The following is a 16,657-nucleotide window of genomic DNA, read 5'->3' as shown; positions in this document are numbered from 1 at the left end:
CATAAATCCTTCCAGTTCATCTGGACGGCAAAACCGCTTCTGGCAGGACCGAAACCAGAAGAAACGCCAAATCCCATTGTTCAATTCATGCTAAAAGAGCTTTCCATTCGAAATTTTGCCATTATCGATGACCTGCGAATCGGTTTTTCCGATGGATTGACCATCCTCAGCGGGGAAACCGGAGCGGGCAAATCGATCATCCTCAATGCTGTCAATCTGTTGCTGGGAAGCCGGGCAGCCACCGATCTGGTTCGCAGCGGCGCCGAAAATGCCGAATTGGAGGCTCTTTTTGAAATAGCCTCGTCCAGCCGGGCAGCTCAAATAATGACCAATCACGGATATGATCCTTCTGAGGGGCTGTTGGTCAGAAGAACCATAGCCCGCAACGATGCCAATCGGGTTTACCTGAACGACCGCATGGCCACCATTCAATTGCTCAACACCATCACTGAAAATTTAGCCAGTATTTCCGGACAACACGCCCATCAACTGCTGCTAAAAGAGGAACAACATCTTTTAATTCTGGATCAATTTGGTGATCTGCTGGCTTTACGCGAGGCGGTCGGCACGTGTTTTCAAAAAATGCTGGCAGTGCTCAAAGAAATGGCAAAGTTAAAGGCCGTCGGGAATCGTCAAGCAGAACACATTGAGCTGCTGACGTTTCAGGACAAAGAAATCACAGCTGCCAACCCCGTCATTGGTGAGGATGAAGACCTCGAACAGGAAAGGTTGCGATTAAAAAATGCTGAAGCACTATATCAAACCGTATACAGCAGTATCGAAACGCTTTATGGTGAACCCGGTTCGGTTATGGAAAAATTGGTGGCTGTCAGCAAGGAGCTGACCAACGTTGGTCAGATCGATGCCCATTTGGCATCGAAAGCCCAGAGCCTTTCAGATACCCGTTATCAAATCGAGGATCTGATTGAAGGTTTGCGAAGCTACCTTAATTCAATTCAAGTGGATGACCAACAACTGGAAGCTGTCGAGGAAAGGCTTGACATCCTTAATAAGCTCAAGCGCAAATACGGCGGCACATTGAATGCTGTCATCGCAAAAAGCAACGCCATTAAGCAAGAGCTGGCCAGCGTTGAAAATATCACAGAACAGATAAAACAGACCGAAGCTGAAGCCAAAAAGTTGCACACCGAGCTTAAAGATCTTGCTTTAAAGTTGTCTGATAAACGCAAGAAAGCAGCCAAGGGCTTTGCCAAAAAGGTCATGGATCAATTGGCCACCCTGAAGATGGCCAAAACCAATTTTAATGTGGATTTACAGCCCATAGGCGCAGACCAAAAAACCGACTCTCATTTGACGTTTGACAAACACTTGATCACTGAAACAGGTGTTGATCGGGCCACATTTTTAATCTCACCCAATGTCGGAGAGGCGTTGAAAGCCTTGACCAGCATCGCCTCCGGTGGCGAGCTGTCGCGGGTGATACTGGCCTTAAAGGCCCTGCTGGCTAAAAACGATTCGGTTGAGACGGTGGTTTTTGATGAGGTGGATGCAGGTATCGGTGGGGGGGTTGCTGAAGCGGTGGGAAAAAAATTAGCCGCTCTCGCCAAACATCATCAGGTCATCTGTATAACTCACCTGCCGCAAATAGCCAAATTCGGCCAACACCATTTTCGAATTTCAAAAAACGTCTCTGCCGGCAGGACCCGCACATCCATCCGGCTGTTAAACGACGAGGACCGTTATAAAGAAATCGCGCGGATGTTGGGGGGTGAAAAAATTACCCAGAAGACCCTCGCCCATGCTCGAGAGCTTTTAGAGCAGTGATCAAACCAGCGTTAAAATCACTCAAATATGAGCTTTGCGTTCCATCAGGGGCATTGCAAGGGAAAATACAACATCACCCTTGACCCGCAGCCTGGCATTTTTTATGATGGAGATTGATAAACGGTTTTTGCCCTTTAGCACCATACCCATGCCATTTATTGCAATAAGCCCATTTCTGCAATCAAGAGGTGGGTTTTTATATTGGTGCCGGCAGATTTTCTTATATACCGCAGGAGTTAATATCGTGCTAGATAAAAAGGTTATTGGCAAGCTTGCGCTGAGCCTGATGTTGTTTTGGTTCAACTGGACCTGGCCGACCATCGCCAGCGCCGAAGTCTCTTTAGCGCAAGCGTCCGACGCTCAAATCATCAGAGATGTCCTAAACAAAGATATTCAAATTATGCCCCAACTGAACAAACTCAATTTCGGTTTCGGCCGGCACAGGGGCCATGAGTACTTTTATGAAAAAACCATCAGCAGAATATTTTTCCAGGATAAAAAACTAAGCGCCACAATTATCGACGTCAATATTGATCCCTCGGAGGTTACGCTTGAGCTGTCCCATCCCGCCCTGGGAACCGGAAACATTAGATTTGGATTCAGCAAGGAATTCTTGAAACAATCAACCCCCCAAGCTATCCAACATATTTTACTTGAAACGCTGGGTGATGAAAACCACAAGTATGTCGTCTTAGATCCAGATAGTAAGATCTACCACCTTTGGTCATGCAATCATTTTCCCGATCCATCCCTGATGGCTCGGATGAAACGCGAAGATGCCGATCAACAGGGCTACCGTCCCAGTGGATTTTGCTTTAAAAAAGTTGTTTATTTGCCCGATTTGGCTGTAGAAAAAGCCATCGAGGCCGAGTGGGCGATGCGGTTGCGCAATTACGAGCCCATTGAAAAGGAATCCCCGAAACAAATCCATCTTTCTGAAACTGGCAAAAACGTGCTGAAGAACTGGCCGTTTAAGCTGCTGGGCTACAATTACGCTTTTTTCTTGGCCAGCAGCAGCGATATCAATGCCTTTGCAATCCCCACCGGAAAAATTATCATCACCACCGCCCTTTTTGACTCGTTGGATGACGATGACGAACTGGAAGCGCTCCTGGCGTATGCAATTGCGCATATCGAGCAAAGGCATAGCTTAAAAAAATATTATGAATGTATCCAGGATGAAGAGTATTCAGAGGCCATGAAAAAATTGACGACCTTGGCCGGCGCGCTGGCTGGTCCTGCAGGTGGCGGGATATCCGGTGCACTAAATTTGGCACTGCCCGGCGAATCCTGCAGCCCTCAGTCTCTGATCGGCTATCACTATGATTATGTCCATCAGGCCGATTCAATGGTAGCACTATATTTTGATATTCACAAAAATAGCCGCAAGGGCCTTGAAACATTGATTAAAAAGCTGCAATTTAGCCAGTTGGCCGTCAATCTGCATCCGGACATGCGTTTTAACCCTCAAGCGAATCCGGACAGCTCACGTCTCAAACGCGTCAAAAAAACCCGGTTCAGATATTTTAATGCCGGCAGCCATTTTGTTTTTAGTCGCAATGCAAAACCAGCTGTACAGCTAAATCTGAAGTATCATCAAATCTATGGAAAAGAAAATAATGTGTATGTCTATTTAGATGACAAATCCATACTGCAGCTGGACCAGGTCAAAAATGGCGTGGCGACCTTGAAACTGCTAATAACCGATAAAGCCGGTGAACACCGTTTCGAGCATCAAAAAGATTTGTTAACCGAAGATATGTGGGGGGCCCACCTAACCTTTAGCACCAAATACGGAAATAACAAACCGTTGCTGCAGGGTACTGAAAAAATCATCCTGACCGTTGGCCCGGCCAGGGGGCCGAGTGAAAAAAAAGATACTCTAGCGGCAAGAGATTACGTCTTTGTTCCTGGAAAGGTAGAATGGTAAGTATTTTGAAAACCATAGACTGCAAGCGCCAGCACCTTTAAGACTTCAAGACCGACATAAATGGAATGTAGCGAAGACGTCGGCAACTGATGGCCCTCAAGGACCATTTGGATACGGTCGAGCAGAGCTGGCAACAACCAGAAGGTTTGAAGTGCCAGTGCCAACCAAACAACCCCGAGCGCCAAAAACGTTTTATCTCTCCTTTGACCGGCAATAACCAGCAAAAGCAGTAAAACAGCAAAAGCAATTTCTATTTTATTAAATACGCTAAAAACCAGCCGACCAATTTCAAGGCCTATTCCGAGTGTCACACCGGGAGCCTGAAATTTTAACGGCGTCGACACAAAAGAAATGCCCACAATCATACCCAGCCATAATAGTCCAATAAAAACCGGCAATCTTTGCCGTAACATTCCTTAAGCCCTTTTCTGTCTTTGATGAAACACCCTGTACCCCGTTTAGTCGGAGATAATTGCAAATACCGAAAAACCGTTTTAAATATAGCAATCCCTCTCACGATTGCAAAGGGTGTCAAATTTTTGTAGTCTGACCGCAGCTTACCTTAAAAGGAGGACATCACATATGGAAAAATTTTTGTTTGTGTTGACGCGCGGCCTTGAAGATCCGACCCGAGTCACCCGCACCTTGCAGCTGGCAAAGGTTGCTCGCGAGGATGGCAATGCGGTTTCAATTTTCTTGACCGATGACGCGGTATTTTTGGCGAAACAGGGCATGGCGGACTTTGTGGCAGCCCCTACTGGTGATGAAGCGGCAACCTATCTTGCCGATTTGGTCAAAAACGAAGTTCCGTTCTATGTCTGAATCCCGTGTGCCCAAAATCGCCAGGTCGGCGAAAACGAGCTGATTGAGACCGCACAACTTGCAGGCGCACCTAAATTAATAGAACTGTCCAAACAGTCAAAAGTGTTCACATTTTAAGATCTGAAATGTGCATCAAACAAATGAGACGCAGCCAGCTTTCGCTCTGTCAGCCAAATGCCGTATGACGAGTGGCGGGTGCCTCAAAAACGGTAAAGTTTAAAAAATAATTGCCGATAAATTATGGCAACAGTGTGTTAACACACTGTCACCCAATGCTCAGAGGGTGATTCGTCGTGAATCACCCTCGTCCATTGGGAAGTGTTATTTGACCTAGAACACCCCTCTCCTGCCCTGATCCGTCTGAATAGATCCAACTCGCATTTTAAACCATATGACCCGCTTGATATTTAGCCTCCGCAATTTTGCTGATAATAGGAAAAGTGTTGCCCAGATATTATGGAAAAATTTCCACAAACCAAAGGTACTTTTGATTTTCGTGCGCAGGCCGAGCGACCGCATTCATTGAGTATTATTTAATTTCTCACAAAACCGTCATTTCGGCACGTTTTATGCTAAGCATAAAGGAAAATCGTTTTTCCATAAGGATAATCCCCACCGGAGAATTTGGCGTATGCAACAAAGTTTGATTTCCTTGCTCCTAGCCGTCGTCAGTGCCCTTTTAATTTTCGTGGCATTTGCCATCTACATCGGCGTATAAAACATTGCCAAAAAAATCAACGTGCCTTTTGGTAGATGCTTTCAAAATGCGATCGTCGAGGTGGGTTCGGCAAATCGGCAACGATGATTGATGTCTTTTGTGAAAACCATGGATGAGCACTAACGGAAGGTGTTAGATGGAACCGAATCCAGAAAGAAGAGATACACCCCGGTTTGAACATGAGGCAATGGTTTTGATTGAGAATTATCCGGCCGGCCAGTACCATGAAGGTCGGATGTACAACTACAGCCGAAGCGGCATGTATTTTGAATCAGATTTTGCCCCCCGGGTCGGGGCGGATATCTTTGTAGGAATCGAAAACTCTCCTTATTCTTCAGGTCATGATGTCTATCGGGCACAAGTCATGTGGTGCAAAAAATTGTCCGACGGCGCTTCGTACTATTACTATGGTGTCGGCATAAAATACTACTAGAACCCACCTTAAAAATGCATCTGGTATTCTTAGGTTGAGCCCGTTACCGGTTAGCCCGTTTACCGGTTAAAAAATAGAATTAAGCGGTTTTCCGCTTTATTCGGGCTCAACGGGCTAAACCGGCTCAACCGGCAAACCAATGTGCGTGAGCTATCTGCGGATGGATTGGGCCAAATCGTTTATGCGCTCTCTGAGTGAGATCAGGTAGCGGGCCACCTTGCCGCGGTGGTCGGCGGTCACTGAATCATGATCCCCCCGCATAACAATCAGCGGATCAAAGGTGCAAATCTGCTCCATATCCCGAAAAGCGATGCGCACATTTTCTTCACCGCCTTTTTCCTTTATCTCCGGATAAAGGGTATCGAACGATCGAATAAAATCCCGCAGAACCAAAACGACTCCCTGGGTATAGTAAATGCGGTCATCCAGCTGGGTATACGGCACTTCATCGTTGGTTTGCACCAAAAGTCCAAGGGGCTGATCGAGAAACTGATTGCCGATAATGAAGGTGAGCATATTGTACATATCATCTGAACGCATGTTGTAGACCGCGTTGCCAGCCGCCAAATCGTCTTCATACTTACGAACTAATTCAACACCATGACGATACTGGCTTTCAGTAGATGGAAACCACCAACTGTCTTCACTAAAGGCAAAAAACTTTTCCCGTGCTTCTTTAAGTGAGGCATTTTCGGCATCGACCTTGCCGTATTTGGCCAGGTTCGTTGAATAAAAATTGATGAGCATCCGCGTGGCAAATATCACCCCCCGCTGCCGATTGGCACGGTTATCCAACCAGCGGGTTGGGGATACAATCAAATCATTGACCGACCAGCCAAAAGTGGAGGCCATCTCCGCCTCCAGCCGGTTTGTCAGTGCGGTACTGAGCGCAATCCCCTTTTTGGCTTCGCTTGAGTCCGGCTGAACCTTATCGAGAGTGGAATGAATTGTTGCGCTGTTCCATGGGAACCGTGTTGCATCGATGGCGGTATAGCCTTTATAAATTCCCCAGTAAATGCAAACCGTCAGCGGCCAGATTAAAATAAAGGCCAGCAATATGATAACGGCCCATTTGCCAAATGTGGTCATCTTTGGTAACAGTTTTGTTTTCATCATGCCTGCTCAGTTTGAAGTCGAAAGTCTTGAAAGCCGAGTTTGAATTTTTTATAATTAACGGGTTGGCAACCTGGTGTCAACACATTCCCCCTATCCGCAGCCCGACTGAAAAGAGCGCAATGCTCTCGATTGGATTTCAGTTGTCTCTTGACACCAATTGCGAAAATGCTACTCTTAATTCAGGATTAATTTTGTCAGTTCTATCCGGGCTGTAAATGCTGTTTACGTTTAGGAAAATCAATTATGCTATTGAACGCTTCGCCCCTGAAAAAAATAAAAACCAAGACACCGACAGGTCAGATGCACCTATGGTTTTTAATTGCCATTGGCTTCAGTCTGGTAGGGCTACTTTGTTCTTGTGGATCCTCCAACTATGGTAAGCTGCAGTCCAGTCATGACATCACCCAAATGTTTGAGAAAGCTCAGGTTTTACCTGACCATGTGTATTATTACAGCGGACTGGAGGGCGTGCCAGATGCCATTATCGGTATTCATTCTAGTTATGATCTGCGTGAAAAAAGGTGGAGCCAGGTCGATTTTAACCATGAGAGACTCAAAAAATGGACGTATCGCATGCGGTATGTTCATCTAGTAGCACCCCAGGGCGCTTATATCGTGGGCCCCGGTGGCGATCGAGTTGGCATTTGGTTTTCCGCCCAGCGACATACCCCAGTGCGACTCGACAGAGCAAATCGACTGGTGGTCACCCCCCCCCTTCCGCCAGAACTAAGGGGCGTTCCCTGAGCCGCGTGCCAATAAAATCAATAGCTGATCGGAGTGCTTCGGCCGCGATCTTGCCTGCAGCAGCTACCAATGATCTGGATAGGGTCAGAATGTGAGGAATGAAAATGAGGCTTAAAATCCGCAAAAGGTTAATTTTACTCATCACCCTGGCGCACCTGCTGTTGACAACCGGATGCATCGCTCTCATTGTCGGCGCAGGGGCTGGCGCGGGAACTTTTGCTTATGTGAACGGCCAACTGAGCCGCACGTATCAGGCATCGTATGAGAAGACCTTCAATGTGGTTCAAGGAATTTTAGCGGACCTGAGCCAACCTATTCTGGAAGAGACAACTGACGGCACCCAAACCACCATCAGATCCGAGCGCGTAGATGGTACGCCGATGACAATACGTGTTCGCATCATTGACCCTGAGTGGTCCGAAGTTTCGGTTCGAACGGGTCACGTTGGGGTCTGGAAAAGGCAAATCTCCGAACAAATTCATGAGTTTATCGCCGAACGTATCAAGCAATAAAGCGTATTTGATTCAAGAATCAAATACGCTTTATTCGTTACTGGTTATCGGTTATTGGTAAATCGATTATGGCGAATATCGCACAGCGTATGATCATTTAACGACGAATTGAGCGTTTTTACTCAATTAGACGTTTTGAGCAAAGGGCAGTTCTGCATTCAACTCATCTATCTGCTCCTGTTCCAGTTGGTTGATGTGCCCAATATGAGAATTCATAACGTGCTCAAGGCGCTCATCAAAGAATCGGTGCAGACTATAGTTGCCAACCGCCTTAAAACCCCGCCGTATTTTATGATATCCGCCCATGCCCGGATCAAATCGCTTGATGCCGTGGGCAATTCCCCATTCAATCGGGCTGTAATAGCAGGCGTTAAAATGAAGAGAGTCAATTTTGTAAGCACAGCCCCAATACCTTCCGAACAGTCGGTCACGCTTGTGGACCAGAAGCGATAGCCCGATGGGTGTATCCGGATTCGCCTTTTTAAACGCGGCCACAAGCAAAAGCCGATGAAGAAAACCGTTTGCCAGTCCCTCAAAAAAAGGCTGCTTGAGATATTTGCACCCCCAGGGGCCGAATTTATCATTGGTGCTCTCATAAAACGGGTAAACTGCGGCTAAAAGAGCTGGTGGAATTTCATCGCCCGCAAAAGTTTGCAAATAGACCCCCTGATGTTCGATTGATCGGCGCTCCCGCTTTATATTGCGACGTTGGTTTGAGTTGAAAACGTCTAGATAGTCATCAAAACAACGGTAACCCTGATTGTGCCAAGAAAAACTCTGGTGCAGCCAGCTAATGAACCCCAAACGGATCATTAATTTTCGCCATTGCGGGTCAACGAAAAGAAAGCTGCAGCCTGAAAGTCCAAATTGGCTGCAAAGGTGCTCGATCTCAATAACCATCTGTCGTGTGATCTGATCCTCATCCTCATCAGCTGCAATTAAAAAACGGTAGCCAATCATTGGTGTGAAAGGACTCATTCCCACAAGCTTGGGGTAGTATGAGATGCTTAACTGGCGCGCCACATCCGCCCAAGTATGATCGAACACAAACTCACCAGCACTGTGTGCCTTGATGTACAAAGGTGCCGCCGCGACTAAGCGATTACCTGACCAGATCGTTAAATGCTGCGGCAACCAGCCGGTCTCAGCGGTTGTGCTTTTGGAAATCTCCATTTCGCGAAGCCATTCCCATTCTAAAAATGGTGTCGTCAAAGGCTCTGCCAGCGCATCCCATTGAACCGGATCGACTTCGCTAATGCTGTTTATCCAGGCAACAGCATATGATGTCGGTTGCGGTTGGGTCATTTTAAATCCGCACATCCTCTTGGAAATTATCGGGTGGTCACCCGTATGTTTTTTGCCTGCTTAAACTTAAGATCAAAGACCATCGCTGTCACCTTTTTTCTGAAGACCCTGTTATGATATGTGCGGTGCACCACCATCTGGTTGGCTACCGGTTTTCAGAGATCAGCGCAGCGGGCTATGGCATCGGTGTTATCCTAACCCGACAGCTTGACAATCGGGATAAGAAAAGCATATTATAGCGGTGTTTGGGAACACGGCAGAGCCCGATGATTTGCGGTATCGACGTGTGCCGGTGCGGTCATTTTCGAACGATAGCCAAGTCGCTCCCCAAAACGAAAATCGTTCAAAAAAATCAACAATTAAAGGAAACTAAATGCCACTATATGAGTTTAGATGTCTGAAATGTAATGATTGTTTTGAAATATTGGTCATGAAAAAAAAAGAAGAGGTGGAGCTCAAATGCCCTCACTGCGGTTCTGAAGAATTTGAAAGAATCATGAGCGCCTCCTGCCACAGTATAGGAAGCGGTTCGGGTAAAAGTGAAGGCGCGAGCGCACAGACGCGCAACTGCCCCAGCGGCAGTTGCACCACATATGAAATACCGGGACACGAAGCCTGATTTCAATAACCTCCCCAGAACACCCGGTTATTCGGTACCTGCCTCATGACAAACCAACTCATCGGGCCTAGTTGATTGCTTTTACTTATAGCGATCAATAGCGCCTGCGAGCCTATCTGCACCAGAACCCGCGACGCATGATTCAGCAGCCCGTTTGGGGAATTGAAATGAAACAAGTTCACATTCAAGAAAAAGAACAGTTTAAAAAACTGTTTAAGCAGGAACAAATCGATAATTTCGAAGACCGCTTCAAGGTACTGGAAGTTTTTTTACAGACCGAAAGACATGTCACCGTCGAGGAAATGGTAGATCTTTTAGGCGCCCATGGCCTCAACCTTGATGCTGAGTTTGTGCGCGACACAATGAAACTGATGTGCCGTTTCGGCTTTGCCCAAAAAAGCCGGTTTGATAACGGCGATTTGCGCTATGAACATCGCCATCTGGGACAACATCACGACCATATGGTCTGCACGAAATGCAAAAAAATTATCGAGTTTGAAGACAAGCACCTGGAAGAGTTACAGATCAAAATTGCTGCGTCTCGGGGATTCCACATGCTGCAGCACAAAATGGAAATCTATGGCATCTGTGACACCTGCCTCAAAGAACGTATTCAACTAATGCCCCTGATGATGGCAAGACCCGGCGAACGGCTGGTACTCAAAGACTTCGATGGAGGGGTCGGCGCCCGCATGCGGCTGCTGTCGATGGGATTGCGGCTTGGCGATGAAATTGAAGTCATCTCAAACGATAACCGGGGGCAAATCGCGATTGCAGCCGATTATAAACGCTATGTGCTCGGAAAGGGCTTGGCGCAAAAAATTCGCGTTGAGCCAGTAAGATCGAATGAAAAGATCCGATAAGCCATTGGTCGTGCAGAATTGAGCTCTATTAAATAAACACAGACACAAAATTGTTACAGATCAATTTTAAGATCCCTTTCTCAACTTCGGGCCTTGGTGGTGAAAGCTTATTTATTATCCAGCATAATAGTCATTTTAAGTTGAAAAGATAAACGCTTGCGATATGAAATCTTTTGAACCTGCATATATTCAAACTTTTAAAAATGGGGCCCTAAGCAAAAAAATTGAAGCCGCCCGACAGCTTTTAAGTTCCTGCTGCCTTTGCCCACGGAAATGTAACGTTGATCGGCTTGGCGGGGAAACCGGCGTATGCAATACCGCCGCACTGGCCTGGGTTTCCAGCTACAACTCACATTTTGGTGAAGAGTCTCCCCTTGTGGGGAGCCATGGCTCCGGCACCATTTTTTTTACCCATTGTAACCTGATGTGTTTATTTTGCCAAAATTTTGATATCAGCCACCAGGGCCATGGGCAGGAAGTTACGGACGATCAACTGGCAGCCATCATGCTTGCATTACAACAACAGGGTTGCCATAACATCAATTTTGTCACACCGTCACACGTGGTCCCGCAAATTTTGGCTGCCCTTGAAATTGCCATACCACAGGGGCTTGATGTCCCGCTGGTTTATAATTCCGGCGGCTATGATCGCCCCTCAACACTCAAACTTTTAGAAGACGTGTTTGATATTTACATGCCGGACTTCAAATTCTGGGATCGGGATATTGCCGAAAGCGCCTGTCAGGCAGGAAATTATGCGCAAGTGGCCTGTAAGGCTCTCAAGGAAATGCACCGCCAGGTCGGCGATCTGGTAACTGACGATGCCGGTATTGCCCAAAAAGGTTTGATCATCCGCCACCTGGTTTTACCCGGTGGCATGGCAGGCACGCGAGAAATTATGCGTTTCATTGCCGGGGAAATATCAACTGACAGCTATGTCAACATCATGGCCCAGTATCGACCTTGCGGACGTGCTGCCGAGATAAAGGGATTGAATACCTTCCTTTCGCCGGTGGATTACCAAAAGGCTTTGCAGGCCGCAACCGAAGAGGGCATCACCCGTCTTGATCAACCGAGACGACACTTTATGTAAGAAAGGGTTGGCTGCACAATCTGTCAATTGCAAGCAAGGATCGGTATGGTTCATTTTTCAGCGCCTGAAAATTTGTCTGGCCAGTGAATTTGTGAAATAATGGGACATATGCAAAAAATTTTTGCCGTCGGTGATATTCATGGCTGTTATGATAAGCTGTGTGCACTCATGGATAAAATTCCGATAGATATGGAACAGGACCAGTTGCTGTTTATCGGTGATTATATCGATCGGGGGCCAGGCTCCATCGAGGTGTTGGATTATTTGATTGATTTAAAAAAGCGCTCGCCGGGCATTATTTTCTTAAAAGGTAACCATGAGGATATGCTGCAAAATTATTTAGACGGTATAGATCGGTTTACCTATCTGCTAAACAGCGGCCAACAAACCCTGGACGCTTATTTGAACAACCGGGATGCATCTGAAGATTACCCGGTGCCGGCGGCGCATCTTGAATTTCTGAGTGGGTTACGTCTTTATTATCAAACCGAAGATTATATCTTTGTACACGCCGGTCTTCGCGAAAAAATCCCACTCGAATCTCAGAAAGAAGCAGACCTGCTCTGGATCCGGGATGAATTCATTTATTCTGACTACAACTTTGGCAAACGCGTTATATTTGGACATACGCCCTTTAAGGAGCCCTTAGTACAGACCAACAAAATCGGTATCGATACCGGCGCCGTATATGGCAACCAATTAACATGTGTTCAGCTGCCGGAAATGATCTTTTTTTCTGTATAGACTGCTTTGGTGGCTCGGGCTTGACAACCGGCACCTGAATCGCTTAACAATCAGTCATTTTCGTACCGGAAACAGAGGCTCAAAGCCGAATTCGATGATGCTAACATCAATATGAGACGGGGTTCTAAGGAGATTAATGAGGAGGAAAATAGATGCCAGCTAACGTCCGATCCGTCATTATCTTGCTGCTGGTACTGGTGTTCTCCGCCACGGCATTTGCAGAGCGCCTGGCAGTAAAGGCTCCGGTTGCCAATATTCGTTCCGGCCCGGGCACGCGTCACAACATTTTATGGAAGGTAGAGAAATTTTTCCCGCTACTGGTAATTGACAAATCCGGCGAATGGTACCAGTTTAAAGACTTTGAAGATGACAGAGGCTGGGTACATAAGTCGCTGGTAGGCAAAATTCCGGCGGTGATAACAAAAAATGATAAATGCAATATTCGATCCGGTCCCGGCACCACTCACAATGTGCTTTTCACGGTTGAAAAAGGCATACCCTTTAAAGTCCTCAAGCGCCAGGGCAGCTGGATAAACATCGAGCATTCTGATGGGGATAAAGGTTGGATCCATAAAGCATTGGTCTGGTAAAGGGGTAGATCAACATACGTGAAACCATTGGGCAATATAGATAAAGAAAAACAATTGATTGTCGGTGTGGGTTCGGCATTGGTCGATATATTGGCCCATGAAGACGAAGATTTTTTGCAGAAAACCGGCGCCGTCAAAGGTGGCATGACATATGTCAGTAAGGAATTCATTGAAGAAACCGTATCGCTTACAACGCAGCCACCGAGCCTGGTTCCGGGAGGTTCCGCTTGCAATACAGTTGTCGGGGTAGGCAAACTGGGCGGAAAAGCCCGCTTTGTGGGCAAATGCGGCAACGAACAAATGGGACGATTCTTTGAAAACGATTTAAAGCGTCAAAATGTTGAGCCATTACTATTGCGTTCAGACTCACCTACGGGCCGGGTACTTTCCATCATTACACCCGATGCGCAGCGCTCCATGTTCACCTACCTGGGTGCTTCGGCTGAAACAAGACCACAAGATATAACCAAGCAATTCTTTGAAAACGCCGCCATTGTTCATATCGAGGGCTACTTGCTATTCAATCCAGATTTAATCTTACAGGTCTTAGATACGGCCCAGCAGTGCGGTGCAAAAATTTCGCTGGATCTGGCCAGTTATAATGTGGTTGGAGAATCCCGCGAGCTGGTTGACCATATTGTTGAATCATTTGTCGACATTTTGATTGCCAATGAGGATGAGGCCAGGGCCTATACCGGGCATAAAAACGAGTCCCGAGCCATTGGCGCCCTATCTGAAAAAGCCCAGATTGCTGTCCTAAAAGTCGGCGCGCGCGGCAGCTTCATTGCCAGTGATCATCAGATCGTTCGAATACAACCCCAAACCGGAGCCGCTGTGATTGATACGACTGGAGCCGGCGATCTATGGGCCGCTGGCTTTTTATATGGGCTGGTCAACGGATACTCTATGGAACGATGCGGCCAGCTGGGCTCGGCTTGTGGTTTTGAGGTCTGCCAGGTCGTTGGCGCCAATATACCCGAATCGGGCTGGGAAAGAATCCGGAAGTTATTGGAGTGATGGAGTACTGGAGTACTGGAAAATAGATATTCAATGACACTTCAAATTATGCTAAACCAACACTCCAGTACTTCATTACTCCTGCCATTTTTAGAAATAATGCGTGCGCTTATCCATAGCTGTATGATATAAGTTTCGATCTGAACAAAATGATATTTTGGGAGGCTAAATGGCCGCAAAGTACAAAACCCGTAAAGAGCTATTAAAACAGCCGGATGAATTCATAACTTTTACCGGAAAGGCAATTGCCTTTGTCAAAAAATATCAAAATCACCTATCTTACGCGCTCCTGGCAATTGCGGCCTTTGTCTTAATTTTTCTGGGTTACCGTTATTTTGCAGAGCGCGCCGAGATAAAGGCCTTTTCAAGTCTGCAGCAAACCCAGTCTGAATATCAGACATTGAGAGCAGCATCATCATCCGCAGAGGCATACACCAAAGTGTCGCAAGCTTTCCAGAATCTGATCAAAAAGTACGGTGGCAATGCGGGGGGCAAACTGGCCCGGGTAATTTACGCTAACATCAGTTACGATGCGAGCCAATATGATAAGGCCATAACACTTTACAAGCAGTCCCTTAATGACTTTAAGGACGATAACGCCGTATACAGCCTAATTTTGAACAGTCTGGGGTATGCCTATCAACAAATGGATGATCCGCAAAATGCAGCTGTTTATTTTGAACGTGCCACCACACACACGGATTCGATGGTTCGGGAGGATGCGTTGTTAAACCTGGGTTGGATTTACCAAAAATTAGGCGAAGCCGCTAAAAGCCAACAAGCGCTTCAAAAAATCCTGGATGACTACCCAAACTCATTTTATTTTGACATGGTTCAAGAGGAATTAAGTGCTCAAAATCGTGAATCATCCTCCTGAAGACCGCTCCAACAAAGCGACATTTCAAGCCAACCGTTCAGTTGCCTGGTAGCAGCGCTTTAATGCTTAACACCCACTTCTAGATTGTACTTTTTAATTTTCTGATTCAGACCGCTTTTCCCAATCCCCAGCAAATCAGCCGCATGGGATTGAACGTTGTTGCTCATTTTCAGGGCACGCTCAATCATGGTGCGTTCAATCATGGCCAGCGTGTCATAGAGTTTGGCATTAGCCGGTATGCCTTCAAGATGCAATGTGTTGTAAACATTATCTTTAAAACCTTTAGGGAGATCGGAAACCCGGATGGTGTCACCCGCACACAAGATCATCACCCGTTCGATGACGTTTTCCAGTTCCCTAATATTTCCCGGCCAGTTGTAGTCATAAAAAAGCCGGTCAACCTGCTGATCAACACCCATGACCGGCGCTTCGGATTTGCGCTCAGAGGCATATTTTTTTATAAAATGATTCACCAGCAGTCGAATATCTTCTTTACGATCTTTTAAGGGGGGCAAAACAATATGAACCACGTTGAGTCGATAAAAAAGGTCCTCCCGGAACCGATTGTTCATCATTTCCTGTTTCAGATCCTTGTTGGTGGCAGCAATGATACGAATGTCCACTGATATGGTTCGGACACCGCCTACACGCTCAAAAACTTTTTCCTGTAATACCCGTAACAATTTAACCTGTAAATTTGGGGATAATTCCCCAATTTCATCCAAAAACAAAGTCCCGCCGTCGGCCAACTCGAAACGGCCTTTTTTGGTGGCCACCGCCCCGGTAAACGCGCCTTTTTCGTGGCCAAAAAGCTCGCTTTCCAACAAATTTTCAGCAAGTGCCGAACAATTTACAGCCACAAAAGGTTTTTCACGCCGGGTTGAGTTAAAATGAAGGGACCGCGCAATCAGTTCTTTTCCGGTACCGCTTTCGCCTTCAATTAAAACCGTTGCTCCAGAGGGTGCCACTTTCTGGATGGTATCAAAAATATCCCGCATTTTTTTGCTTTTACCAATAATGTTATCGAAACGAAATTGGGATTCAACCGCATCGCGCAAGCGGCGGTTTTCTTTGACCACCTGATACATGGCGATGGCTTTTTTCACATAAATGATCAAACGCTCATTGTCGAAAGGCTTCAGGATATAGGTATAGGCCCCTTTCTGCATGGCCTCAACTGCTTTATCCACCGTGCCGTGGGCCGTCATCATGAGAACCGGCAAATCTGGATCATTTGCTTTTACTTTTTCAAGTAATTCAATGCCGTCCATCCCGGGCATCTTCATATCGGTGAGAATAAGATCCAAATCAGCAGTTTTGTGCAGATCCAACGCCTCCTGACCCCCGGGGGCAGTTAACACCTCATAGCCTTCTTCATCCAGAAGTGCGCTTAAAATGGTCAGATAATTTTTTTCGTCATCAACAATAAGAATGGTTTCCATGGCAAATTAGCTTTGGTTTGAATCATTTTTGGGGTTAGTGGTTGTCA

18 protein-coding genes are annotated in these 16,657 nt (G+C 46.5%); 14 read left to right on the top strand and 4 right to left on the bottom strand.

Translation table 11 applies throughout. From position 1 onward, the window contains the following. Nucleotides 1–87: 87 nt before the first annotated feature. Nucleotides 88–1,785, top strand: a complete 1,698-nt coding sequence (gene recN, locus QNJ26_04935) for a DNA repair protein RecN (GenBank protein MDJ0984868.1) — start codon at nt 88–90, stop codon at nt 1,783–1,785. A 244-nt stretch (nt 1,786–2,029) separates the two neighbouring features. Further along, nucleotides 2,030–3,715: a M48 family metalloprotease gene (locus QNJ26_04930; protein MDJ0984867.1), complete on the top strand. Its 1,686-nt coding sequence runs from the start codon at nt 2,030–2,032 to the stop codon at nt 3,713–3,715. Here QNJ26_04930 and QNJ26_04925 read toward each other — a convergent pair. Further along, on the bottom strand, nt 3,682–4,128 hold the full coding sequence (locus QNJ26_04925) for a hypothetical protein (protein ID MDJ0984866.1): 447 nt from the start codon (nt 4,126–4,128) through the stop codon (nt 3,682–3,684). The genes QNJ26_04930 and QNJ26_04925 overlap by 34 nt on opposite strands. A 169-nt stretch (nt 4,129–4,297) precedes the next feature. On the opposite strand from QNJ26_04925, the gene QNJ26_04920 reads away from it, so the two are divergent. Together QNJ26_04920 and QNJ26_04915 are read left to right on the top strand one after the other, a co-directional pair. Then, a complete protein-coding gene (locus tag QNJ26_04920; protein ID MDJ0984865.1) occupies nt 4,298–4,537 on the top strand; it encodes a DsrE family protein in 240 nt (79 codons plus the stop codon). Nucleotides 4,538–5,391: 854 nt separating this feature from the next. Next, complete coding sequence (locus QNJ26_04915; GenBank protein ID MDJ0984864.1) at nt 5,392–5,688, top strand: PilZ domain-containing protein; 297 nt, start codon at nt 5,392–5,394, stop codon at nt 5,686–5,688. Between the two features lie 150 nt (nt 5,689–5,838). Here the strand turns inward: QNJ26_04915 and QNJ26_04910 are convergent, their stop codons facing one another. Then, on the bottom strand, nt 5,839–6,801 hold the full coding sequence (locus tag QNJ26_04910) for a DUF2333 family protein (protein MDJ0984863.1): 963 nt from the start codon (nt 6,799–6,801) through the stop codon (nt 5,839–5,841). Between the two features lie 246 nt (nt 6,802–7,047). On the opposite strand from QNJ26_04910, the gene QNJ26_04905 reads away from it, so the two are divergent. Together QNJ26_04905 and QNJ26_04900 are read left to right on the top strand one after the other, a co-directional pair. Further along, nucleotides 7,048–7,548, top strand: a complete 501-nt coding sequence (locus tag QNJ26_04905; GenBank protein ID MDJ0984862.1) for a hypothetical protein — start codon at nt 7,048–7,050, stop codon at nt 7,546–7,548. Nucleotides 7,549–7,652: 104 nt separating this feature from the next. Then, nucleotides 7,653–8,060, top strand: a complete 408-nt coding sequence (locus QNJ26_04900) for a DUF3568 family protein (protein ID MDJ0984861.1) — start codon at nt 7,653–7,655, stop codon at nt 8,058–8,060. Between the two features lie 126 nt (nt 8,061–8,186). On the opposite strand, the gene QNJ26_04895 is transcribed toward QNJ26_04900, so the two are convergent. Further along, entirely contained in the window at nt 8,187–9,365 is a 1,179-nt protein-coding gene (locus QNJ26_04895; GenBank protein MDJ0984860.1) for a GNAT family N-acetyltransferase, read from the bottom strand. Nucleotides 9,366–9,478: 113 nt separating this feature from the next. On the opposite strand from QNJ26_04895, the gene QNJ26_04890 reads away from it, so the two are divergent. From QNJ26_04890 to QNJ26_04855, 8 genes are all read left to right on the top strand, one after another. Then, nucleotides 9,479–9,604: a hypothetical protein gene (locus QNJ26_04890; GenBank protein ID MDJ0984859.1), complete on the top strand. Its 126-nt coding sequence runs from the start codon at nt 9,479–9,481 to the stop codon at nt 9,602–9,604. A gap of 134 nt (nt 9,605–9,738) precedes the next feature. Next, on the top strand, nt 9,739–9,984 hold the full coding sequence (locus tag QNJ26_04885; GenBank protein ID MDJ0984858.1) for a zinc ribbon domain-containing protein: 246 nt from the start codon (nt 9,739–9,741) through the stop codon (nt 9,982–9,984). A 167-nt stretch (nt 9,985–10,151) separates the two neighbouring features. Then, on the top strand, nt 10,152–10,847 hold the full coding sequence (locus tag QNJ26_04880) for a transcriptional repressor (GenBank protein MDJ0984857.1): 696 nt from the start codon (nt 10,152–10,154) through the stop codon (nt 10,845–10,847). A gap of 163 nt (nt 10,848–11,010) precedes the next feature. Beyond that, the gene (locus tag QNJ26_04875) at nt 11,011–11,940 is read left to right on the top strand and encodes a radical SAM protein (GenBank protein MDJ0984856.1); all 930 of its coding nucleotides are present in this window, start codon (nt 11,011–11,013) and stop codon (nt 11,938–11,940) included. A gap of 108 nt (nt 11,941–12,048) precedes the next feature. After that, nucleotides 12,049–12,684 carry a metallophosphoesterase family protein gene (locus QNJ26_04870; protein ID MDJ0984855.1) on the top strand — a complete coding sequence of 212 codons (636 nt, stop codon included), beginning with the start codon at nt 12,049–12,051 and terminating at the stop codon, nt 12,682–12,684. A gap of 152 nt (nt 12,685–12,836) precedes the next feature. Next, nucleotides 12,837–13,274: an SH3 domain-containing protein gene (locus tag QNJ26_04865; GenBank protein MDJ0984854.1), complete on the top strand. Its 438-nt coding sequence runs from the start codon at nt 12,837–12,839 to the stop codon at nt 13,272–13,274. An 18-nt stretch (nt 13,275–13,292) separates the two neighbouring features. Next, nucleotides 13,293–14,291: an adenosine kinase gene (locus tag QNJ26_04860; protein MDJ0984853.1), complete on the top strand. Its 999-nt coding sequence runs from the start codon at nt 13,293–13,295 to the stop codon at nt 14,289–14,291. A 169-nt stretch (nt 14,292–14,460) separates the two neighbouring features. After that, complete coding sequence (locus QNJ26_04855; protein MDJ0984852.1) at nt 14,461–15,168, top strand: tetratricopeptide repeat protein; 708 nt, start codon at nt 14,461–14,463, stop codon at nt 15,166–15,168. A gap of 59 nt (nt 15,169–15,227) precedes the next feature. Here the strand turns inward: QNJ26_04855 and QNJ26_04850 are convergent, their stop codons facing one another. After that, nucleotides 15,228–16,610: a sigma-54 dependent transcriptional regulator gene (locus QNJ26_04850; GenBank protein MDJ0984851.1), complete on the bottom strand. Its 1,383-nt coding sequence runs from the start codon at nt 16,608–16,610 to the stop codon at nt 15,228–15,230. Nucleotides 16,611–16,657: the final 47 nt, after the last annotated feature.

The sequence above is a fragment of the Desulfobacterales bacterium genome, assembly GCA_030066985.1.
Lineage (GTDB): Bacteria > Desulfobacterota > Desulfobacteria > Desulfobacterales > JAHEIW01 > JAHEIW01.
The sequence above is the reverse complement of the archived record's forward strand: the minus strand, read 5'-3'. Positions and strand labels throughout refer to the sequence as shown.

Coding starts and splice junctions, on each gene's coding strand:
- recN (MDJ0984868.1), top strand. CDS start 88: ATGCTAAAAGAGCTTTCCATTCGAAATTTTGCCATTATCGATGACCTG.
- QNJ26_04925 (MDJ0984866.1), bottom strand. CDS start 4,128: ATGTTACGGCAAAGATTGCCGGTTTTTATTGGACTATTATGGCTGGGT.
- QNJ26_04920 (MDJ0984865.1), top strand. CDS start 4,298: ATGGAAAAATTTTTGTTTGTGTTGACGCGCGGCCTTGAAGATCCGACC.
- QNJ26_04915 (MDJ0984864.1), top strand. CDS start 5,392: ATGGAACCGAATCCAGAAAGAAGAGATACACCCCGGTTTGAACATGAG.
- QNJ26_04910 (MDJ0984863.1), bottom strand. CDS start 6,801: ATGAAAACAAAACTGTTACCAAAGATGACCACATTTGGCAAATGGGCC.
- QNJ26_04905 (MDJ0984862.1), top strand. CDS start 7,048: ATGCTATTGAACGCTTCGCCCCTGAAAAAAATAAAAACCAAGACACCG.
- QNJ26_04900 (MDJ0984861.1), top strand. CDS start 7,653: ATGAGGCTTAAAATCCGCAAAAGGTTAATTTTACTCATCACCCTGGCG.
- QNJ26_04895 (MDJ0984860.1), bottom strand. CDS start 9,365: ATGACCCAACCGCAACCGACATCATATGCTGTTGCCTGGATAAACAGC.
- QNJ26_04890 (MDJ0984859.1), top strand. CDS start 9,479: ATGATATGTGCGGTGCACCACCATCTGGTTGGCTACCGGTTTTCAGAG.
- QNJ26_04885 (MDJ0984858.1), top strand. CDS start 9,739: ATGCCACTATATGAGTTTAGATGTCTGAAATGTAATGATTGTTTTGAA.
- QNJ26_04880 (MDJ0984857.1), top strand. CDS start 10,152: ATGAAACAAGTTCACATTCAAGAAAAAGAACAGTTTAAAAAACTGTTT.
- QNJ26_04875 (MDJ0984856.1), top strand. CDS start 11,011: ATGAAATCTTTTGAACCTGCATATATTCAAACTTTTAAAAATGGGGCC.
- QNJ26_04870 (MDJ0984855.1), top strand. CDS start 12,049: ATGCAAAAAATTTTTGCCGTCGGTGATATTCATGGCTGTTATGATAAG.
- QNJ26_04865 (MDJ0984854.1), top strand. CDS start 12,837: ATGCCAGCTAACGTCCGATCCGTCATTATCTTGCTGCTGGTACTGGTG.
- QNJ26_04855 (MDJ0984852.1), top strand. CDS start 14,461: ATGGCCGCAAAGTACAAAACCCGTAAAGAGCTATTAAAACAGCCGGAT.
- QNJ26_04850 (MDJ0984851.1), bottom strand. CDS start 16,610: ATGGAAACCATTCTTATTGTTGATGACGAAAAAAATTATCTGACCATT.